General features: G+C 64.2%; 19 protein-coding genes. All 19 read right to left on the bottom strand.

The window, feature by feature from the left end:
* Positions 1-8: 8 nt before the first annotated feature.
* Positions 9-1,211, bottom strand: a complete 1,203-nt coding sequence (locus DWB85_RS00530; protein ID WP_117952117.1) for an acyl-CoA dehydrogenase family protein — start codon at positions 1,209-1,211, stop codon at positions 9-11.
* Positions 1,212-1,223: 12 nt separating this feature from the next.
* Positions 1,224-2,384, bottom strand: coding sequence for an acyl-CoA dehydrogenase family protein (locus tag DWB85_RS00525; RefSeq protein WP_117952115.1), 1,161 nt, complete (start codon positions 2,382-2,384; stop codon positions 1,224-1,226).
* A 113-nt stretch (positions 2,385-2,497) separates the two neighbouring features.
* On the bottom strand, positions 2,498-3,385 hold the full coding sequence (locus tag DWB85_RS00520; RefSeq protein ID WP_117952113.1) for an SDR family oxidoreductase: 888 nt from the start codon (positions 3,383-3,385) through the stop codon (positions 2,498-2,500).
* Between the two features lie 118 nt (positions 3,386-3,503).
* Positions 3,504-4,652 carry an acetyl-CoA C-acetyltransferase gene (locus DWB85_RS00515; RefSeq protein WP_117952109.1) on the bottom strand — a complete coding sequence of 383 codons (1,149 nt, stop codon included), beginning with the start codon at positions 4,650-4,652 and terminating at the stop codon, positions 3,504-3,506.
* 120 nt (positions 4,653-4,772) lie between these two features.
* A complete protein-coding gene (locus tag DWB85_RS00510; RefSeq protein ID WP_117952106.1) occupies positions 4,773-5,819 on the bottom strand; it encodes an acyl-CoA dehydrogenase family protein in 1,047 nt (348 codons plus the stop codon).
* An 11-nt stretch (positions 5,820-5,830) separates the two neighbouring features.
* Entirely contained in the window at positions 5,831-6,997 is a 1,167-nt protein-coding gene (locus tag DWB85_RS00505; RefSeq protein WP_117952103.1) for an acyl-CoA dehydrogenase, read from the bottom strand.
* A gap of 154 nt (positions 6,998-7,151) precedes the next feature.
* The gene (locus DWB85_RS00500) at positions 7,152-7,904 is read right to left on the bottom strand and encodes an enoyl-CoA hydratase family protein (RefSeq protein WP_117952100.1); all 753 of its coding nucleotides are present in this window, start codon (positions 7,902-7,904) and stop codon (positions 7,152-7,154) included.
* Between the two features lie 16 nt (positions 7,905-7,920).
* Positions 7,921-8,985 (bottom strand): NAD(P)H-dependent flavin oxidoreductase, encoded by a 1,065-nt coding sequence (locus DWB85_RS00495; protein ID WP_117952097.1) that lies wholly within the window; start codon positions 8,983-8,985, stop codon positions 7,921-7,923.
* 26 nt (positions 8,986-9,011) lie between these two features.
* Positions 9,012-9,827, bottom strand: coding sequence for a CoA-transferase subunit beta (locus DWB85_RS00490; protein WP_117952094.1), 816 nt, complete (start codon positions 9,825-9,827; stop codon positions 9,012-9,014).
* Between the two features lie 21 nt (positions 9,828-9,848).
* Positions 9,849-10,724, bottom strand: a complete 876-nt coding sequence (locus DWB85_RS00485; protein ID WP_117952442.1) for a CoA transferase subunit A — start codon at positions 10,722-10,724, stop codon at positions 9,849-9,851.
* Between the two features lie 26 nt (positions 10,725-10,750).
* Positions 10,751-11,215, bottom strand: coding sequence for an Lrp/AsnC family transcriptional regulator (locus DWB85_RS00480; RefSeq protein WP_117952091.1), 465 nt, complete (start codon positions 11,213-11,215; stop codon positions 10,751-10,753).
* Positions 11,205-11,699, bottom strand: a complete 495-nt coding sequence (locus tag DWB85_RS00475) for an Lrp/AsnC family transcriptional regulator (protein ID WP_117952088.1) — start codon at positions 11,697-11,699, stop codon at positions 11,205-11,207. Before DWB85_RS00475 ends, DWB85_RS00480 begins: the two co-directional genes overlap by 11 nt.
* Positions 11,696-13,279 (bottom strand): FadD3 family acyl-CoA ligase, encoded by a 1,584-nt coding sequence (locus DWB85_RS00470; RefSeq protein ID WP_117952085.1) that lies wholly within the window; start codon positions 13,277-13,279, stop codon positions 11,696-11,698. The genes DWB85_RS00475 and DWB85_RS00470 overlap by 4 nt, the downstream gene beginning before the upstream one ends.
* Positions 13,280-13,584: 305 nt before the next feature.
* On the bottom strand, positions 13,585-14,421 hold the full coding sequence (locus DWB85_RS00465; protein WP_338055609.1) for an MBL fold metallo-hydrolase: 837 nt from the start codon (positions 14,419-14,421) through the stop codon (positions 13,585-13,587).
* A gap of 5 nt (positions 14,422-14,426) precedes the next feature.
* Positions 14,427-15,617, bottom strand: coding sequence for an enoyl-ACP reductase FabV (gene fabV, locus DWB85_RS00460; protein WP_117952083.1), 1,191 nt, complete (start codon positions 15,615-15,617; stop codon positions 14,427-14,429).
* Between the two features lie 76 nt (positions 15,618-15,693).
* The gene (locus DWB85_RS00455) at positions 15,694-17,463 is read right to left on the bottom strand and encodes a sugar phosphorylase (protein WP_117952080.1); all 1,770 of its coding nucleotides are present in this window, start codon (positions 17,461-17,463) and stop codon (positions 15,694-15,696) included.
* A gap of 1 nt (position 17,464) precedes the next feature.
* Positions 17,465-18,697, bottom strand: coding sequence for a glycosyltransferase family protein (locus DWB85_RS00450; protein ID WP_117952077.1), 1,233 nt, complete (start codon positions 18,695-18,697; stop codon positions 17,465-17,467).
* A gap of 12 nt (positions 18,698-18,709) precedes the next feature.
* Positions 18,710-19,558, bottom strand: a complete 849-nt coding sequence (locus DWB85_RS00445) for an HAD-IIB family hydrolase (RefSeq protein ID WP_117952074.1) — start codon at positions 19,556-19,558, stop codon at positions 18,710-18,712.
* Complete coding sequence (locus tag DWB85_RS00440) at positions 19,555-20,451, bottom strand: hypothetical protein (RefSeq protein WP_117952071.1); 897 nt, start codon at positions 20,449-20,451, stop codon at positions 19,555-19,557. Before DWB85_RS00440 ends, DWB85_RS00445 begins: the two co-directional genes overlap by 4 nt.
* Positions 20,452-20,497 lie beyond the last annotated feature (46 nt).

Here is a 20,497-nt window from a genome sequence, read left to right as displayed (position 1 = left end):
CCTTCTCCTTAGCGGGCAGTGCCTTTCGGCTCTTTCGGCATACCCAGACCGCGCTCGGCAATGATGTTGCGCTGGATCTGGTTGGTGCCGCCATAAATCGTGTCGGAGCGCACAAACAGGTACATGGACTGCAGGCGGCTCAGCTCATAGGGACCACCCTCGAGGATCTCGCACTCCGGACCCATCACGTCCATGGCCAGTTCGCCCAGCTCGCGGTGCCAGGTGGCCCAGAACAGCTTGTAGATCAGTGCCTCCTTCTGCAGGGAGCCATCGCCGCTGCTCTGGCCGGAGAGCATGCGCATGGAGTTGTAGCGCATGATCTTGAGCTCGGCGTGCATACCGGCAATGCGCTGGCGGATGGCCGGGTCCCGGGCGGCGCCGTTGGCTTTCGCCACCCGCACCACCTCGTCCAGCTCGTTCTGGAACTGCATCTGCTGGCCCAGGGTGGACACCCCGCGCTCGAAGCCGAGCAGGCCCATGGCCACTTTCCAGCCCTCACCCGGCGCACCGACGATATCGTCCGCATCGCACTCGGCGTCGTCGAAGAACACCTCGTTGAACTCGCTGGTGCCGGTGATCTGCTCGATGGGGCGCACGTCCACCCCGGGCTGGTCCATCTTCACCAGGAAGAAGCCCAGGCCCTTGTGGGCCACCGAATCGGGGTCGGTACGGGCGATCACGAAACAGTAGTCGGATTCGTGGGCCAGGGAGGTCCACACCTTCTGGCCGTTGATGACCCACTTGCCCTTCCCCTCGTCGAAGCGGGCCTTGGTTTTCACGTTGGCGAGGTCGGACCCGGCGCCGGGTTCGGAGTAGCCCTGGCACCACAGTTCGGTGCCCGCCAGAATCCCCGGCAGGTACTTCTGTTTCTGCGCTTCGGTGCCAAAGGCAATGAGGGTGGGGCCCGCCAGGCCCTCACCGATATGACCGACACGGCCGGGCGCCCCGGCACGGGCGTATTCCTCGAAGAAGATCACCTGCTGCTCGATGGAACAGCCACGGCCGCCGTGCTCGCGGGGCCAGCCGACACAGGTCCAGCCGCCCTCGGCCAGCTTCTTCTCCCATTCCTGGCGCTCGGCGGGGAACATGTGTTCGTCGCCGGGGCCGCCGCGGTACTTCAGTTTCTCGAATTCGCCGACCAGGTTGGCCTTCAACCAGCCGGCAACTTCCTCACGGAATTGCTCGTCTTCGGGACTGAAACTCAACTTCATGCCTATCCCTCCTTAAGAGTCCAGCAGCATGGCGGCAAGCCGCTCGCGGTGGATGGCGCCGTTGCCTAGCATGTGCTCGGATGACTTGGCGCGCTTGAAGTACAGGTGTACGTCGTACTCCCAGGTAAAGCCCACACCGCCGAACAGTTGCAGGGCGTCGCCGGCGTTGGCGAAGTAACTGTCGGAGCAGTAGGACTTGGCCACGCTGGCCGCCTCCGGCAGCTCTGCGGCCGGCTCACCCCCGGCCAGGGCTTCCTGCGCGACGCAGGCCGCGTAGTACGCGGCAGAGCGCGCCACCTCCACCTTCATCATCATGTCCGCGGCCTTGTGCTTGATGGCCTGGAAGCTGGCGATGGTGCGGCCGAACTGCACCCGCTCGCTGGTGTAGGCCACGGCCAGGTCCAGCACCTGCTGGGCGCCGCCCACCTGCTCCGCCGCCAGGGCGACGGTGGCGAGGTCGATGACCTTTTCCAGCAGTGGCCAGCCCTCGCCGGCGGCGCCCAGCAGGGCATCGGCACCGACGCTGACCCCGGCAAGGCTGATACTGGCCTGCTTGCGGGCCTGGTCCATGGTGGGCAGCCACTGGCGGCTGACCCCCGCCGTATCCGCCGGCAACAGGAACAGCGAAACACCCGCCTCGCCGCTGCTGCCTGCCTCGCGGGCCGCTACCACCAGGGTGTTGGCGGTATGGCCGTCGATCACGTAACGGTAGTCGCCGTCGAGCACAAAACCGTCGCCCTCGCGGCGCCAGGTGGCGGTGATGGCATCGGCGTCCCAGCGACTGCTGCCGCCATTGAAGGCCAGGGTCGCGGTCAGTGTGCCCTCGCACAGCTGCCCCAGGTATTGCGCTTTCTGGTCATCGTTACCCGCTACCAGCAGCGCATTGGCGCCCAGGCAGACGGTGGCGAAAAACGGCGAGCACAGCAGGTAGCGGCCCATCTGTTCCAGCATGGCCACCAGTTCCACATAGCCCAGGCCCATACCGCCATATTCCTCGGGAATGTGGATGGCCTGCCAATACATTTCACCGCAGATACGCTGCCAGAGCTGTGTATCGTAGCCCTGTTCGGTGGCCATGGCGGCGCGCACCGCCTCGCTGCCGGACACCTCGGCGAGGAATGCCGCGGCGGTGTCGCGGATCATTTCCTGCTCTTCTGTGAATGCAAATTCCATAGTTGCTCCAGTGATGACGGTGGAAATTCCCGTCATCCCCCGCCAGTGCGGGGAGTTGGTTTAGTCGCCCTTCATACCCGCACACGCGGGAATGACGCCGGGGCGTGGCGGGATCAGGTGCCCCAGACTTTCTGCGCCGGTACTTCTTTTTCCAGCAGTACCTTCATGGCCTCGCCGATCTCCGCGGGGGCCCAGGCGGCACCGCGGTCGACGCCCTCGGTGGTGCGCCAGCCATCGCAGATGCAGATGCGACCACCCTCGGACTCGAATACCCGGCCGCTAACGTGGGCCGCCTCGGCGCTGCCCAGCCAGGCCAGCAGATTGGATACGTTTTCCGGGGCGAAGTGATCGAAACTGCCGTCTTCCGGCCTGGCCATGCGCTCGGCCATCTCCGGCACCGCGCTGGTCATGCCGGTGCGGGCAGAGGGGGCCACCGCATTCGCGGTGATGCCGTAGCGGCCCAGTTCCGCCGCCTGGTTCAGGGTCAGTGCGGCAATGCCGGCCTTGGCGGCGGCATAGTTGGACTGGCCGATGGAGCCCTGCAGGCCGGCACCGGAGGTGGTGTTGATGATGCGTGCATCCACCGCCTTGCCTTCCTTCGCCTGGCCGCGCCAGTAGTGCACCGCGTGCGAGGAAATACAGAAGTGCCCCTTCAGGTGCACTGCCATGATCGCGTCCCACTCGGCCTCGGTCATGGACGCGAACATGCGGTCGCGGTTGATGCCGGCGTTGTTGAGCACGATATGCAGGTCGCCGAAGCTGTCGATGGCCTGCTTTACCGCATTCAGGCTGTCGTCGTAGTTGGTGATATCCGAAGCGTTGACCACCGCCTTGCCGCCGGCCGCAGTGATCTCGTCTACTACCGCCTGGGCCGCGTCCTGGTTGATATCGTTGACCACCACGGCACAACCTTCAGCTGCAAATACCCGTGCGTGTGCGGCACCCAGGCCGCCGCCGGCACCGGTGATGATTGCTACACGTCCTTCCAGAATTCCACTCATGTTTACTATCCTCTGTCTCTATCCTGAGGACCGGTTCAGCGTCATCCCCGCGTGCGAGGGAACGAGTCGGTCTTCAGGTTAATCTGGATTCCCGCGTGCGCGGGAATGACTGTTTAACTTACAAACGTTCAATAATGGTTACGTTCGCCTGGCCACCGCCCTCGCACATGGTCTGCAGGCCGTAACGGCCGCCGCTGCGCTCCAGTTCGTGCAGCAGGGTAGTCATCAGCTTGGTGCCGGTGGCGCCCAGGGGATGGCCGAGAGCGATGGCGCCGCCGTTGACGTTGGTTTTCGCCGGGTCGTAGCCGGTTTCCTTCAGCCAGGCCATGGGCACGGAGGCGAAGGCCTCGTTGATTTCGACCCGATCGATGTCCGCCAGGCTCATGCCCGCTTTCTTCAGCGCGTAATCGGTGGCCGGGATCGGGGCGGTGAGCATCCAGATCGGGTCGGCGGCGCGCACACTCATGTGGTGAATGCGGGCCCGCGGGGTCAGGTTGTAGCGCTTCAGGGCGTCCTCGGAGACGATCAGCATGGCGCTGGAACCGTCACAGGTCTGGCTGGAGACGCCGGCGGTGACCTTGTCGCAACCGAAAATGATATCCAGCTCCGCCATCTTCTCCAGGGTCGACTGGCGCGGGGTCTCGTCCATGGTTACACCTTCCAGGGGCGCAATCTCACGGTCAAAGCGGCCTTCCTCGATGGCCTTGATGGCGCGGGTGTGGGACTCCAGCGAGAACACTTCCAGTTGCTCGCGGGAAAAGCCCCACTTGTCGGCAATCATCTGGGCAGAGCGAAACTGGGTGGGCGGGGTATCACCGTAGCGCTCGACCCAGCCGCTGGAACCGGTGAAGGGATCGGAAAAACCCAGGGGCTCCGCCGCGGTCATCGCGGAGGAGATGGGGATCTGGGTCATGGTCTGCACGCCGCCGGCGATCACCACGTCATTGACCCCCGCCATGATGGCCTGGGCGGCAAAATGCACCGCCTGCTGGGAAGAGCCGCACTGGCGATCGATGGTGGTGCCGGGCACTTCATCGGACAGCCCGGCGGCCAGCCAGCAGGTGCGGGCGATATCACCGGCCAGGGGCCCGATGGTGTCGACACAGCCGAACATCACGTCGTCGTACTCGTGGTCGGGAATGCCGTTGCGCTCCACCAGGGTCTTCAACACGTGGGCACCCAGGTCGGCGCCGTGCACGTGGGCCAGGCCGCCCTTGCGGCGCCCGGTGGGGGAGCGTACTGCGTCTACGATATATGCTTCTGCCATTTTTTGGTCCTCTTGTCTCCTTTCCTTGATGCCCGCGCAGGCGGTGCTCCAGTCAGGAGTGTCTCTGGATTCCCGCGTCCGCGGGAATGACGTCATTCACGGGCGGATGACGGGCGTCAATCAAGCAAAAGTCGCACCGGCACCCAGGGCCGCACCCTCGGCAAAAATGCGTTCGCCAATGCGGGTTTTGTGATCCGCCGCATCGCCCCAGGTATTGGCCAGGGCCCACGCCTTCTTCATGAAGATGTGCAGGTCCACTTCCCAGGTGTAACCCATGGCGCCGTGCACCTGGATGCTGTTCCTGGCCGCGAGCTTGGCCGCTTCACAGGCCACCAGCTTGGCGTGGGACACGGCGTGGGACGCCACCTCCTCACCGTGGGCGATACTGTAGGCGGCGCGGTGGACCGGCGCCTTGGCATATTCCAGGCGCACCGCCACATTGGCCATGTGATGCTTCACCGCCTGGAAGCTGCCGATGGCAACGCCGAACTGCTGGCGTTCGCTGGTGTACTGCACGGATATGTCGATCATGCGCTGGGCCAGGCCCAGGGCCTGGGCGGCACAGCCCAGGGCGCCGCGGTTGAGGGCGTTGGCGCTGAGCCTTGCGGCCTCGTCACCGCTGGCGACAGTGACCGCGTCCGCGCCTGCTTCCACCGCGTAGAGCCTGCGCGAGGGGTCGACGGATTCATTGTGGCGCAGGGTCACCTGGTCCGCGGTCGCGGCGACGATGCGCTCGCCCTGCTGCAGCAGCAACAGGTCCGCCACATGGGCGTCTTCCACCAGCAGGTTCTGCTCCAGGCCGACAACGGCCCTGGCCTCGCCGGCGGCGATTTTCGGCAACCACTCGGCGGCCAGTTCACCGCCGATTTCATTCAGCATGGGCACCGCCACCAGGGCCGTGTGCACCAGGGGCTCGGGCAGGGCCACGTAGCCGCACTCCTGCGCCAGCAACACGAAGTCCAGCTCGTTCATACCCAGGCCGCCGTGCTCCTCGGGTACGGTCATGCCGGTCAGGCCGAGCTCGGCCAGCTGGGCCCACAATTCAGCGGAGCGGCCACTGTCAGTCTCCCAGGTTTCGCGAATGCGCTCCGGGGTCACTTCGTTGACCAGGAAGTCCCGCACGGAGTCCTGGAACAACAGCTGGTCCTCAGTAAAGGTAAAGTCCATCGTTAAGCTCCTTACTTGCGCGGCATGCCGAGCATTCTCTCGGCGATGATATTGCGTTGTACTTCGTTGGTGCCGGCGTAAATCGGGCCGGACTGGGCGAACAGCCAGCCGTCCAGCCAGGTGCCGACACCCTGCGCATCCGGGGCGTGAGGCAGCAGTTCCGCCCGCGCGCCAAGAATACTCATCGCGGTGGCGTGCATGCTCTGGTCCAGCTCCGACCAGAAGATCTTGTTGGTGGAGGACTCGGCGCCGATCTTGCCGCCCTTGTTGAGGCGGCAGGCGGTCTGGTAGGTGGTGAGGCAGTAACTCTCCGCGTCCAGGTAGGCGCGGATTACCGCGTCGCGGACCGCCGGGTCGCGGTCGGCGCTGGCCTGGTTGGCGGTGTACAGTTCCACCAGGCGGCGGGCGGTTTCCTGGAAACGCGCCGGTGACCGCAGCATCAAGCCGCGCTCGAAGCCGGCGGTGGCCATGGCCACGCTCCAACCGGCGCCCTCGTCACCCAGGCGGTTGTCCACGGACACTTCCACGTTGTCGAAGAAGATCTCGGCGAAGCCCGGCAGGCCGTCCAGCTGGGGGATGGGGCGCACGGTGATGCCGGGGGTATCCAGGGGCACCAGAATAAAGGTCAGGCCCTTGTGGCGGCTGGAGTCGGGATCGGTACGAAACATACCGAAACACCAGTCCGCCCATACTGCGCGGGTAGACCAGGTTTTCTGGCCGTTGATGATGTACTTGTCACCTTCCAGCCTGGCGGTGGAGCGAATCGCCGCCATGTCGGAACCGGCGTTAGGCTCGGACCACCCCTGGGCCCACACTTCCTCACCGTTGGCCATTTTCGGCAGGATACGCGCCTTCTGCTCCTCGGTACCGTACTCCATCAGGGTCGGGCCGAGCAGGAAGATGCCGTTCTGGTTGACCCGCAGCGGGGCGCGGGCCTTGTAGTATTCCTCTTCGAAGATCAGCCACTGGATGAGGTCACAGGCGCGGCCGCCCAGTTCCTCGGGCCAGGTCACCATGCCCCAGCGACCCTCGTTGAGCTTCGCTTCCCACTCGCGATGCTGCTGAAAGCCCTCGGCGGTGTCGAAGGTCTGCAGTGGTTCGGCGGGCACATTGGCCGCGAGCCAGCTGCGCACTTCCTCGCGGAAGGCGTTTTGTTCGTCGGTGTATGCGAGATCCATAATCTGCCTCTTTCCTCGTCATTCCGCGCAAGCGGCAATCCAGTCAATAGTTGTGTCGTTCTGGGTCCCCGCGTTCGCGGGGATGACGTTACTAAAAACGTAGCGCCGCGGGGATGACGTTACTAAAAACGTAGCGCCGCGGGGACGACGTCACTTAAAATGTCGCGTCGCGCTTTTCGACAAAAGCGTCGCGGGATTCCTGGGAGTCACCCATGGTGTAGGCCTCCAGGGTGAAACCCTGCTCCCAGCGGTACTTGTCTTCCAGGTTGCCGTCCTCGATACCGGTGAGGGCCTCCTTGGCTAGGCGCACCATGGCCGGGGACTTCTCGGCAATTTTCCCCGCGATCTCACGGGCGGTGGGCAGCAGCTGCTCCAGCGGCACCACCTTCTCCACCGCGCCCAGGCGATAGGCTTCCTGGGCGTCTATGAACTCACCGGTGAAGTACATGTAGCGCACCTTCTGCACCGGAAACATGCGCTGCAGGTGGGCGCCGCCGCCCATGGCGCCGCGGTCGATTTCCGGCACGCCGAAGCGGGCGCAGTCCGAGCACACGATAATATCGGCGGCGCCGGCCATACCGATACCGCCACCCAGTACAAAGCTGTGCAGGGCCACGATCACCGGCTTGGGATTGCGGTGGATGGCGCGGAAGGTCTCGTAGTTGCCCTTGTTGACGTCGACGATCTTGCTGCCGTCGGCAGCCAGTTCCTTGATATCCACACCGGCACAGAAACCCTTGCCGGCCGCGCCGATGATAATGACGCGCACCTCGTCATTGGCGCCCAGGGCGTCGATCTCATCGGCGATGGCAAACCAGCCGGCGGAGTTGAAGGCGTTCACCGGCGGATGATCGAGGATCATCTCGGCGATGCCGTTGTCGATACTTACCTTGAACGGTTGGCTCATGTTGCTTTCCTCTTGCTTAAACGGCGCGCTGCGCCAGCAGTGCCAGGCGCTGCTCCGCCTCGGTCACGATGGAATTGATCAGGTCTTCACAGCTCAGCAGTTCATCGATCACACCCGCCACCTGGCCGGAGGGCAGCACCCCACTGGCAGGCTCGCCATCGACCATGGCCTTCTGGATGATCATGGGCGCGTTGGCGGACATGATGGCCTGCGCGGTGGTGATGTCGGCGTCCTTGTGCATCTGCCATGCCGACTGCAGCAGCTGCAGCAGGCTGGCACCGGTGTGCCTGCGAAAACGCAGGCCGTTGCGCAGGGCGATGATGAACTTTTTCAGCGCACCGGCTTTTTCCAGCTCCGCCAGCAGCTCGTTCATGATCATCCGCTGGGGCAGTCCGTCCATCGCCCTGGAGACGATGATCTCCCCCGGGTTCTTGCAGTCGATATAGCGCTGCAGGGTTTCCCGCGGCACCGGGCTCTCCTCGGTCATCAGGAAACGGGTGCCCATGGCGATACCGTCAGCGCCCCAGGACAGGGCCGCCAGCAAACCGCGGCCATCCTTGAAACCGCCAGCGGCCACCACTGGCACCTTGTCGCCCACGGCGTCCACCACCTGGGGAATGAGCAACGTGGTGGGCACGGCGCCAGTGTGGCCGCCGCCCTCCCCGCCCTGCACGGTGACCACGTCGGCTCCCAGTTCCACCGCCTTGATGGCGTGCTTGGGCAGGCCCACGGTGGGCATGCAGACCACGCCGGCTTCCTTCAGCTTGCGGATGAACTCGGGGCCGGGGGAACGGGAGTAGCTCACCGCGCGAACCCCGTGGCGTATCACCAGGTCCACGATGTCCGCCGCGTTGGGCTGGTACATGTGGAAGTTCACACCGAAGGGCCGGTCGGTGAGCTCCCTCACCCGCAGGATGTCCCGCTCCATTTCATTGGCGGGAATGGTGGCCCCGGCGAGGAAGCCGAAGCCGCCGGCATTACAGCTGCCCGCCACCAGCCTGGGGTCGGCGACCCAGCCCATGGCGGTCTGTACGATGGGGTACTTGCAACCCAGCAGTTCGGTCAGGCGTGTTTCAAGCATCGATCAGTCCTCTTATCAGGCCTGGTTCAGGACCTGTCCCCACGATCCGGCGTTCCGGGTGGATTGTCCTTGATCTGGAAGGAGCGCTGGTTGTGCGGGTCCATGGCGGCGATGATGTCCAGCTGCTCTTGGGTCGGCGCTTCGGTGGTGGGAATATCACCCTCGATGTGCACCGGGTAGCCGGTGTTCTCCTGCACCTGCTCCACGGTCACGCCGGGGTGCAGGGAGAGCAGGCGAATCTGGTGGTCCGGGCCGCCAAAATCCATCACGCACAGGTCGGTCACCACCAGGCGGATGTCGACGTCATCCAGGCTGTGGCCCTTGGGCAGGCGCGCCGGGTTGTAGCCAATGGAAGACACGAAGTCGCACTCGCCGTCCATGAACACGCGGGTGTTATGGGCCGGAACAAAGAAGCTGTTGGGATGGGAGATGGAGTTGCCCGGGAAACCGCGGGCGCCCAGCATCATCACCTTGGGCTTTTCATAGGTGCCGCCCAGGGCGGAGGTGTTGGTCTGGCCCCACTTGTCGATCTGGGTCGGGCCGAGCATCGCGTGGCGCTTGCCACTCCACACGTTGTCGAAGATCCGCGAAAACCCCATCCAGGTCTCGTTGGCCTGCACGAAGTCGTCACCGCGCTTGCCCAGGGGATTGGGCTCGCTCAGCAGGAAGGCCTCGGAATCGGTCATCATCAGGTCCGGGTTGCTGGTCTTCATGGCCAGGCTGGCGGCCAGGCGCGGGACCACGCCAATGCCGGTGGCCAGTACTTCGCCGTCGTCGGCGAAAGCCTTGCTGGCCGCCACGATGCACAGTTCGGCCAGGGTGTAGTCAGTTGCTGCAGTCATGTTCCTTAACTCCTTCGCCGGTCAGTAGGTGGGCAGTTCGATGGACTTGATGGCCTCCAGGCCGCCGACGTTCTGCTGGTACTCTTCCTCGGTTGCGCCGAGGAACTTGTCCAGGTAGCCCTGCAGGCCGCCCTCTTCCTTCGCCGACGCCACATAAGTCTTGGTGTGGGGCACATCGAAGCCGTACAGGGGGGTACAGGAACTGGGGTGGGCGCCACCGGGAATGTGCACCACGCCGGTCGTGTGACAGCGTTCCCAGTGCACCAGGCGCGCCTGGACCGGATCGTTGAAATAATCACTCTCCACCAGCTCGTCGCAGCTGACAAAGGTCTTGTCGGCGGCGCGGGCGAACCAGTCGTCCATGTGGTGATCCGGACCGGAAACCTGGCACACCCCGCGCACATCGGCGTGGTCGGCATGCAGCAGGGCGGCATCCAGCTGCAGTGCCGGCATGGCCACCCACTCCTTGTCGTCATAGGGGCTGTCGATCACCTTGATTCCCGGGTTCACCCTGAGCACATCGGTGCCCAGGCCTATCTCGGTGGGAATATAGGGCAGACCCCAGCTTGCTGCGCGCAGGCCCAGCAGCATCATACCCTCGTCAATCTCCATCACCTCGATGGCGCCGGACTGGCGCGCCTGGCGGAAGTAGGGCTCCAGCGGAATGAAGTCCAGCGAGACGAAAGCGAATACCACTTTCTTCACCTTGCCCGCCGCGCACAACATGCCGACATCGGCGCCACCGTAGGCGACCACCGTGAGGTCCTTCAGGTCGGAGCGCAGGATTTCACGCACCAGGGCCATGGGCTTGCGCCGGGGGCCCCAGCCGCCGATACCGATGGTCATGCCATCTTCCAGTTGGGCAACGACTTCGCGAGCCGTCATTTGCTTGTTCATCAGGCTTTCCTTCCTCTGGTTCATCTCTAGTTCACGATCCGCGCCATGCGGTAATCGTGCTTGACGAAATTGACACCCAGGGTGCTCTGGGTAGAACGCACCCCGTCGATGCCGCTGATACTGCGGTGCACGAACTCGGACAGATGCTCCGTGTTGCGCACCATGGTGATGGCCAGGATGTCGGAACGCCCCAGCATCACACCGACGAATCCCAGCTCCGGGATATCCGCCAGCGCCCGGGCTACCTCGCGGGTCTGCCCGGATTTTTCTACCTCGATCCAGATGTAGGCCAGGGCCGCATCCTTGAAGCGATCGATATTGGTCACCGCGGTGATGCGGATCAGCTTTTCCTCTTCCATGCGCTTGATACGGCCGCGCACGGTGCCCTCGGTAACACCGAGGTCCTCGGCGATCTGCCGGTTGCTGGTGCGTGCATCCCGGGACAGATAATCAACGATGGCCTGGTCGACCTTGTCCAGCCTACGCCGCATGGAAAGGCACCCAGTCCGGCTGGTTCTTGAGCACGTCCAGCGCCAGCGCCGGGGTCAGGCGGCGCACGCCGGGCATGCCGCCCAGCTGCACCGAGATCAGTTCATCCAGCGCCGCCTGGTCCCGGGCAACAACCAGGATCTCCAGGTCGTGGGCGCCAACCACCACATTGACCGAGAACACCTCGGGAATGGCAGCCATATCCCGCGCCACCTCCTCCGGGGAGCGCCCTTCCACCCGCACACCGATCGCCAGCAGCATGTCGTAGCCGGCAGCCTCGATATCGGTAACCGCGACCACGCGCATGGTGTCGGACTCCTCCATACGCCGGACCCGGGCGCGCACCTTGTTCTCGGTAATATCCAGCTGCCTGGCGATGGCCCGGTAGGACATGCGGCCGTCGTCCCGCAGGAGGGCGATAATGCCCTGGTCGATGTCGTCCAGCTCGATCGGCATCGCGGCAGCACTGGCGGCGAGATCGTTCACCCCGCCTCCTGCTCCGCGCGCCGGGCCAGCTCCAGCTTGTCGACCTTGCCGCCGGCGTTCAGCGGCAGCTCGGCCAGCAGTTGCACACTGCGCGGCACCTTGTAATTGGCCATGTGCTCGCGCGACCAGGCGATCACGCCCGTCTCGTCCAGGTCGGCCCCGGCGGCCGGCACGATATAGGCGCGAGCCACCTCGCCCATCCGCTCGTCCGGGATCCCGATAACCGCCGCTCGCGCCACTCCGGGCATATCACAGAGGATGTTCTCGATTTCCGCCGGGTAGCAGTTGAAACCGCCGACAATAAACATCTCCTTGATACGGCCGGTGATATGCACGTAACCGTCGGCATCCAGCACGCCAACGTCGCCGGTTTTCAGCCAGCCGTCTGCGGTGATGGCCTCTGCAGTGGCCGCTTCATTGTTGAAATAACGCTGCATCACGTTGAAGCCGCGGCACCAGATCTCCCCCTCGGCGCCCGCCTCCACCGTCTCCCCGTCGGGGTCCACGCACTTCACTTCCACGCCCTTCATGGCGCAGCCCGAGGTATGGGAGATACGCTCGGCGCTGTCGTCGGGGCGGCAGATGGTCACCACGCCACAGGTTTCGGTAAGCCCATAGGCGGTCACCACCACTTCAAAGCCCAGCTCCTCGCGCATCTGCTCCACCAGCGCCACCGGCACCGGGGCGGCCCCGGTCACCGCCAGACGCAGGCTGGACAGGTCATACTCGCCGCGACGCGGGTGTGCCAGCAGCGACTGGTAAATGGTGGGCGGCCCGGGAATCATCGACACCCGGTCCCGCTGGATCTGCTCCATGACCGCATCCAGGTCAAAGTTCAGCACCGGCAGGATATGGGCCCCGCGGATGATGGCGGCCAGCCAGCCGGCCTTGTAGCCGAAGGAGTGGAAGAAGGGGTTGATGATCAGGTAATTGTCGTCGGCATGCAGGCCGACCGTGGCGCTCCAGGTTTCAAAGGCACGAATATTCTGGCCGTGACCGGTCACCACGCCCTTGGGGTTGCCGGTGGTGCCGGAGGTAAAGAGGATATCCAGGGTGTCGTCGGGGCTCAAGGCCGCGCTGCGGGCCGCCACCTCCTCCACGCTCACGGTCTCGCCGGCGGCCAGGAAGTCTTCCCAGGCCTGGGCGCCGTCTGCGGCGCCACACAGGGTGACGATGCGCTCCAGGCCCGGCAGCTCCTGGTCCTGCAGCAGGGCCGGGTAGCTCACCCCGAGGAAGTCACCCACGGTGAACAGCAGACGCGCGCCGCTGGCCCGGATGATATAGGCCGCTTCCGGCCCCTTGTAGCGGGTGTTCAGAGGCACCACCACACCGCCGACGCTCTGGGCGCCGATCGCGGCGATGATCCACTGGTAGACATTCGGTGCCCAGATGGCAACGCGCTCACCCTTCTCGAGACCGGCGGCGACGAAAGCGCGGGCGGCCTGTACCCGGGCGAGGTCCAGCTCCCGGTAGCTCAGGCTGACCGGCCCATCGGTAATGGCCGGGCGCTCGCCGTAGGCGGCCGCCGCATCGATGACGACCTGGGGCAGGGTTCGGGCCTGGTAGGAATCGGCTGACATAGGGTCTTGGTACTCACGCAGTCCACAGGTGGCAGGGATGGGTATAGTAGGCGGCTATTCGCCGTTTTACAAGCGAATTGCGTAAATTTTGGACCCATATTCTACGAATATCGCAAATAGTTATAAGGGATCACCGCCTAATTACCCGATTCGCGCAAAAACGCGCCACCTGGCGAGCGCAGACCCCGCCGGGTGGCCCCCTGTGCAGTGGCAGGAGTGGTACAGCGACAAGGTCGGGATACACAGGTAAGGGCGCCGGCAGGAACCAGCGCGGGTCAGCGGTGCCCGGGACGCACCACGGGGCCTCAGATTTCGAGCAGCTCCCAGGACTGGTCCGCAGGGTGCTGGAGCGCCCGGTTCTCCCGCTGCAGCTTGATCAGGTGCGCCGAGAGGGACAGGCTGGCCATTTCGTGCAAGCCCACGTCCACATCGTCGTAGACCACCTTGACCAGGTTTTCGATGGAGGTACGGCCGGTATGGCGCAGGCCGTCGATCACCTTGTGCTCGCGCTTGAGGCGGTGGTTTACCAGCCACTCGACAATGGCCCGGGAGTCCTCCATCACCTCGCCGTGGCCGGGCGCGATCAGCTTGAGGTCGTAGCGCAGCAGCAGCTGCAGGGACTCTATATAGGCCTTCATGTCGCCACTGGGGGGCACGATCACCACGGTGGAGCCGTTCATGATGTGATCGCCGGCAAACAGCATGCGCTCCTCCTCCAGGAAGAAGCAGTAGTGATTGCTGACATGGCCCGGGGTGTGCACTGCCCGCAGGGTGAATTCATCCGTGGCCAGCACATCGTCGTGGGCCAGTTTGCGATCCGGGCGGAAGGTGTCGTCCTGGAACATGTCATCCGCCGGCGGGGCGCCGATCACTTCGGCGCCGGTGGCGGCGTGGATGGCCTGCCAGGCCGGTGAGTGGTCCGGGTGGGTGTGGGTGCAGATAATCCAGCGAATGCGATCGCCGGCCGCCGCCAGGATGGCATCGACATGCTCGGGGATGGCCGGCCCCGGGTCCAGCACCGCCACCTGCTCTTCACCCAGCAGGTAGGTATTGGTGCCGGCGCCGGTCATCACTCCCGGGTTCGGCGCCACAATACGCCGCACCCGTGGATTGAGCCTGAAGGCAATGCCGTGATCCAGCACGGGCGCTAGACCAGGTTGGCGATCGGGGCGACGGGAGAGACATCCGCTTCGTAATCCACCCCGTCGACCTCAAAACCGAACAACTGCAGGAACTCGCGCTTGTAGCCGGCAAAATCCGACAACTCGTGCAGGGTATCGGTATTGATGTCCTGCCACAGCTCGGCAACCGCCGCCTGGACTTCCGGCTCGAGCTCCTTGCCATCGGCCCGCAGTCGCCCCTCCTCATCGAGGCAGGGCTTGGCACCGTACAGCGAGTCCCGGAACAGGCCATCCACCTGCTCGATACAGCCCTCGTGGGTGCCGCGCTCCTTCATTACCTTGAACAGCAGGGCCAGGTAGATCGGCATGGCCGGAATCGCCGCACTGGCCTGGGTGACCACGGCCTTGAGCACCGAGACCCGGGCGTCGCCGCCCCTGGCCGCGAGGCGCTCGCGAATCGCTATCACCCGCTTGTCCAGGTCTTTCTTGGCGGCACCGATGGTGCCGTGCCAGTAAATATCCCAGGTCAGCTTGTCACCGATATAGGTATAGGCGGTCGTCCTGGCGCCATCCGCCAGGACGCCGGCCGCATCCAGGGCCTCGATCCACATCTGCCAGTCTTCACCACCCATCACCGCCACGGTGTTGTCGATCTCATCCTGGGTCGCCTGCTCCAGGTGGAAGTCCTGGACTTCTTCCTTGTCGGTATTGACGCCCTTCTGCACGGTGTCGCTGCCGATGGGCTTGAGGGTGGAGTTGTGGATCTCGCCGGTCACCGGGTGCTGGCGCCGGGGGGCCGCCAGGCTGTAGACCACCAGATCCACCTGGCCCAGGTCGGCCTTGATGGTATCGATGGTTTTTTGCTTGATCTCGTCGGAGAAGGCATCGCCGTTTATGCTCTTGGCATAGAGGCCCTCGGCCTCGGCAAAACGGTGAAAGGCGGCGGAGTTATACCAGCCGGCGGTACCCGGTTTTTTCTCGGTGCCCTCTTTTTCAAAAAATATCCCCAGCGTCGATGCCCCGGCGCCGAAGGCGGCGCTGATGCGCGATGCCAGGCCGTAACCGGTGGAGGCGCCGATGACCAGCACCCGCTTGGGTCCACCCGCTATGGGCCCCCTGGCCTTTACGAAATCTATCTGCTTTTTTACGTTGGCTTCACAGCCGGCAGGGTGAGTGGTGATGCATAGAAATCCGCGTACGCGAGGCTTGATAATCATGGCTGCTGGTCCTGGATAATCGCTGGAACTGTTCTTGTTGGAAAGGACCGCAGTTTACCACAGGCTTGGGCGCAGATCAGGACAGCCCGGGGCCGGTGGCATTGGTAATCCACACGGTCTGGTAGGGGGCCAGTTCGACCATCTCCTCGCGGCTGTGGAAGTGTGCGCCACTGATCAGGTCAACCCAGTCGCCATCGCCAATCAGGTTGATGGCGGACAGCGCCAGGGGCAGGGGCTCGCGACTGATATTGCTGATGCAGAAGATGCTCTGGCGGCGGTCCATGCTCTGCCGCCAGAACCCGAACAGGGCATCGCCCAGGTGCAGGGTAAACTGGGTCGCGTTGGGATGAAATGCCGGCTGCGACTGGCGCAGCGCCAGCAGGGCCTTGATCCGGGCAAACACCTGCGCGTGGCAGGAATCCGCGCGCTCCAACTCCTCGATGAGCGCGTCATACTGCCACTGGTGGCGGTTGATGGCGCGGTAATGCCCGCTGTGCTCGACCCGCTCGTAGTCATTGCGCGTGCCCAGCAGGCTGTGGATGTAAATACCCGGAATACCCTCCAGCGCCAGCATGATGGCATGGGCGCAGACAAAGCGGTCCACGCCCCGGCTGTCCGGCCCGGACGTGGTGCCCTGCAGCGCATCGAACAGGGCAATGTTGATTTCATAGGGCTTGCTCTGGCCGTCTTCCAGCGCCCGGTAAGAGACATGGCCGCCAAAGCGGCGCATGGTAGTGACCAGTTCCTCCAGCTCCTCGTCGCTGAGCAGTCCCTCCGCGGGCCGCAGGCCGATCCCGTCGTGGGAGGCGACGAAATTGAAATACGCGGTGCCGTTCTGCGCCGGCGGCATACTCATCATCCAGGTTTTCAGATGCCGGCAATCGCCCGTGACCAGCGCGTTGACCAGCAGCGGTGGCAGGGAGAAGTTGTAAACACAGTGAGCCTCGTTGGCATTACCGAAGTAGGACAGGTTTTCCCGGTTGGGAATATTGGTTTCCGTGATCAGCATCGCCCCGGGCACGGCGTGCTCCACCAGGGTGCGAAACAGGCGCACCACCTCGTGGGTTTCCTCCAGGTTGAGACAGCTGGTGCCGGGGATTTTCCACAGGAAGGCCACCGCGTCGAGACGGAAGATGCGCACACCATTGTCCAGGTACTGGCGCACGATGGACACCATTTGCTTGAGCACCTCGGGGTTGCGGAAGTCCAGGTCGACCTGGTCGTGACTGAAGGTACACCACACGTGACGCGTTCCCTCCGGCGTCTGCACTTCGCGCAGCAGCTCGGAGGTGCGCGGCCTGACCACGGCACTGAGATCGGCATCCGGCGACGCCGTGTAAAAATAGCCCTTGCCCGGCGACCTGCCCTGGAGAAAGTTTTCGAACCAGAGGCTGCGTCCCGAGCAGTGATTAATCACCAGGTCCGCCATCAGGTCGTATTCGCCGGCTATAGCGGCAATGTCGGCCCAGCTACCGAGGAACTCGTTGACGCTGGAATAGTCGAGTACCGCGAAGCCGTCATCTGAGCTCCAGGGATAGAAGGGCAGGATGTGCACACCGGTGACCAGACCATCGGCGTAGTTGTCGAGAAACTGCTTGAGCGTGACCAGCGGCAGCTCCCCCTCCCGCAGCAGGGTGTCACCGTAGGTGATCATGATCGCGTCGCGCTGGCTCCAGTGATTGACGTGCTGGGGTGGCGCCGGTGCCAGCTCGTCGAGCCGCATCAGCGCCAGCAGTTCCCTGGCCAGCGTGTCATAGTCAACCACCGTCGGCGTATCGCGATAAATCGCCTCGACATGGTGCAGGACCTTGTCTATCAGGCCGCTTTCAGCACTTTGCTGCAGCATGTCATCCACCCGCCGTGCCAAATTCCCGGTGGTCTTCCTCTACCGCCTCGCGCAGCTGCCCGAGCACACCGGGAATGGCGCTGATTACCCGGCTCCAGCTGGGAATAAAGGGGCGCTCCATGGGCCGGTCGAGGAACGCATCCCCGGCCTTCATGATGTTTTCCGCAAACAGCTCCACCGCCTTCTCCTCGTTGTGAATGTCGAGGCTGAGACCGTTCATCACCGCGTCGTTGTGGTAGGTTTCGACGAAGTCGAGGGCTATGCGGTAGTAGGTCGCCTTCAGGGAGCGGAAACTCTCGGTGTTGAAGGTCACCCCGCGGGTGGCAAGCTTGCGGAACAGGGCCTTGCAGATATCGATGGACATCTTCGACAGGCCGCCGGCATCGTTGTCTGCCGACAGGGCCTGGTGCTTGTGGTCGTAGACATCGGCGATATCCGCCTGGCACAGCCGGTTATTGGCATAATTGCGATACATCTCGGACAGCACCCCGATCTCCAGCCCCCAGTCGCTGGGAATGCGGATATCGTTGAGCACGTCGCGCCGGAACGAGAACTCCCCCGCCAGCGGGTAGCGGAAGCTGTCCATGTATTCCAGGTACTCCATTTTGCCGAGATTCATTTTCAGCGCCCGCAGCAGCGGCGTAACCAGCAGCCGGCTGACCCGGCCGTTGATCTTGCCGTCGGCAACCCGGGCGTAATAACCCTTGCAGAACTCATAGTTGAAGCGCGGGTGGGCGACCGGATAGATCAGCCGCGCCAGCATGGAACGCCTGTAGGTAACAATATCGCAGTCGTGCAGGGCCACCGATTCAGCGCGATTGGACGCCAGCGTATAGCCCATGCAATACCAGACATTGCGCCCCTTGCCCAGTTCACGGGGCGCCAGGTCCAGCGCCTGTAACTGCCGGTCCAGCGCCTGCAGGCGCGGGCCGTCGTTCCACAACACCCGGTGACGCTGGGGCAACTGGCCGAAGAACCCGAGGGCCTCCCGGTACTGGGATTCATCCGCCCGGTCCAGGCCGATAACAATCTCCGACAGGTAGGAGACCGGCTTCAGTTCCTCGACAATGGCCGGCAGCGCCTCCCCCTGCAGTTCCGAGTACAGGGAAGGCAGGATCAGGCCCAGGGGCCGCTCCCGGGAGAACGCCAGCAACTCCTCCTCCATGGCCTCCAGCGGCCGGTTGGCCAGGTCATGCAGGGTCGTGATAATGCCGTTCTGGTAAAAATCACCCATAATCCATCGTCCTCATTGCCAACTGGCGCCCGGCGCCGATTCCGCGAGCCATTGCCCGACGCCCTCGGCCCAGCCAAGGGGCCCGCAGCCATCACTGTAGATCACCCCGCCCTCGCGCTGCAGCGGGGGATAATCATGCACCGGCGACCTGATCACCAGCGCGGTTTCCGCCGCCTCCAGCATGGCAGTATCGTTGTTACTGTCGCCGATCGCGATGTCGTGGATCGCCACATGGTCGCTCTGCCCGGCGTAGATCGCCCGCAGCCGCGCCAGGGCCCGGCCCTTGTCACAATCGCCCGCCAGGGTGAGAAACCGCCCGCCCTGCAGCGGCTGGGCGCCCCGCGACTGCAGGGCGGCAACAAACTGCGCCTTGCGCTCCTCGCTGCCCAGCCAGCTGACCGGCTCACTGAATTCGCGCTGGTTCGCCAGGGCCGCCTCGGCGGCACTGAGGCCGGTCATTGCGGCGATACCCGCCACCCCGGCGCGCTGGAAGTACTCGAACTCGCCAGCAAAGTCGGGCTCCAGCGACTGGAGCATGCGCAGCCAGCGCTGCCGGCCCGGGGAGAACTCCAGCACCCAGTATTCGCCCCGCTCCAGCGCACCCTCAGGCAGGGAGGCGAAGTAAGCCCGGGGGATATAAATTGCGGCGCCATTTTCCACCACAAAGGGATGGCGATTGCCGATCGCCGCGCGGATGCACTCGATCTCCACCCGGGTCTTGCTGCTTACCGCAATCACCGGGATAGCGGCCCGTTCCAGCCGTTCCAGCATGGGCAGGGCGGCATCGACGCTGTAGCTGTGGTGATCCAGCAGGGAACCGTCCAGGTCGGTGAATACCAGCGCCCGGGTCCCTGCGCTCACACCTGCCCTCCGGGATTCATCGAATAACTCTGCACCGCCCGCTCCGCGTCGAGGCGGAACACATGGTTGACCCGCGGCGGCAGTTGCCGCAGGCAGTGTTCGGTGAGTCGTTGGTAGTGCTGGATGAAGCGGGCAATCTGGGCCTCGTCCATCAGGCCCTCGCCCTGGCGACGGCGAGCCAGTTTCTGCTCCTGTTCCAGTCGCCAGCGGTACACGCAGTCGAAGGACGGCGCCTGCAGCATCAGCCACTCATCCACCCGTTGGTACAGGGGGGAGAACCTCTCGCTCAGCACCGCGTTGACATGGTTACGCCAGTGCCCATCTGCGTCTTCGGCCGACTCCAGGGCGTTAACCGGCGCCGCCAGCTCATCGATGGGCTGGGGCGTTGCTCCCAGGCACCAGCCCTCCAGCAACACCATGTCAACGCCGGCGGGGACTGCTTCCCAGTCCGCTTCCGGCACCCGGTCATCTGCCGCCTTGTCAAAGCGCGGCACCCGGGTGGCGCGGCCCGCCAGCAGGCTGTCCAGGGTTCGCGCCAGCAGGCCCATGTCGTGGGTGCCGGGCACACCCCGGGTGGCGAACAGCGGGTGGATATCAATCGCCAGCTGCCGCCGCTGGGGAGCGGTCAGGTAAAAATCATCCAGGGACAGGGCCAGGCAGGACAGCCGGTGTTCCGCGCCCAGGTATTCACAGAGGTAGTGGCAGAGGGTGGATTTGCCCGAACCCTGGCTGCCGTTCACGGCAACCAGCAGCGGCCGGCCGGCACTGTTGTGGTGCGCCGCCAGCACTTCGGCCACCGGGTTGAACCATTTGCGTGCGCCGACAAGGTACTGCCCAGTCAGTTGATTGTCTGCCAGTACCTTTCTCTGCCACTCTGGCAGCTGCTCAGCCATCAGTACCCCATTGTCACAAAACGCCAGACTACAAACTTTGCAGATT

Origin of the sequence: Seongchinamella sediminis, assembly GCF_003457605.1 — a bacterium.
GTDB lineage: Bacteria > Pseudomonadota > Gammaproteobacteria > Pseudomonadales > Halieaceae > Halioglobus > Halioglobus sediminis.
Note: the sequence above shows the minus strand (reverse complement) of the source record. Positions and strands in the feature narration are given on the sequence as shown.

Excerpts from the sequence above, each read along its gene's own strand:
- DWB85_RS00530 (WP_117952117.1), bottom strand. The coding sequence starts at position 1,211 with ATGAAGTTGAGTTTCAGTCCCGAAGACGAGCAATTCCGTGAGGAAGTT.
- DWB85_RS00525 (WP_117952115.1), bottom strand. The coding sequence starts at position 2,384 with ATGGAATTTGCATTCACAGAAGAGCAGGAAATGATCCGCGACACCGCC.
- DWB85_RS00520 (WP_117952113.1), bottom strand. The coding sequence starts at position 3,385 with ATGAGTGGAATTCTGGAAGGACGTGTAGCAATCATCACCGGTGCCGGC.
- DWB85_RS00515 (WP_117952109.1), bottom strand. The coding sequence starts at position 4,652 with ATGGCAGAAGCATATATCGTAGACGCAGTACGCTCCCCCACCGGGCGC.
- DWB85_RS00510 (WP_117952106.1), bottom strand. The coding sequence starts at position 5,819 with ATGGACTTTACCTTTACTGAGGACCAGCTGTTGTTCCAGGACTCCGTG.
- DWB85_RS00505 (WP_117952103.1), bottom strand. The coding sequence starts at position 6,997 with ATGGATCTCGCATACACCGACGAACAAAACGCCTTCCGCGAGGAAGTG.
- DWB85_RS00500 (WP_117952100.1), bottom strand. The coding sequence starts at position 7,904 with ATGAGCCAACCGTTCAAGGTAAGTATCGACAACGGCATCGCCGAGATG.
- DWB85_RS00495 (WP_117952097.1), bottom strand. The coding sequence starts at position 8,985 with ATGCTTGAAACACGCCTGACCGAACTGCTGGGTTGCAAGTACCCCATC.
- DWB85_RS00490 (WP_117952094.1), bottom strand. The coding sequence starts at position 9,827 with ATGACTGCAGCAACTGACTACACCCTGGCCGAACTGTGCATCGTGGCG.
- DWB85_RS00485 (WP_117952442.1), bottom strand. The coding sequence starts at position 10,724 with ATGAACAAGCAAATGACGGCTCGCGAAGTCGTTGCCCAACTGGAAGAT.
- DWB85_RS00480 (WP_117952091.1), bottom strand. The coding sequence starts at position 11,215 with ATGCGGCGTAGGCTGGACAAGGTCGACCAGGCCATCGTTGATTATCTG.
- DWB85_RS00470 (WP_117952085.1), bottom strand. The coding sequence starts at position 13,279 with ATGTCAGCCGATTCCTACCAGGCCCGAACCCTGCCCCAGGTCGTCATC.
- fabV (WP_117952083.1), bottom strand. The coding sequence starts at position 15,617 with ATGATTATCAAGCCTCGCGTACGCGGATTTCTATGCATCACCACTCAC.
- DWB85_RS00455 (WP_117952080.1), bottom strand. The coding sequence starts at position 17,463 with ATGCTGCAGCAAAGTGCTGAAAGCGGCCTGATAGACAAGGTCCTGCAC.
- DWB85_RS00450 (WP_117952077.1), bottom strand. The coding sequence starts at position 18,697 with ATGGGTGATTTTTACCAGAACGGCATTATCACGACCCTGCATGACCTG.
- DWB85_RS00440 (WP_117952071.1), bottom strand. The coding sequence starts at position 20,451 with ATGGCTGAGCAGCTGCCAGAGTGGCAGAGAAAGGTACTGGCAGACAAT.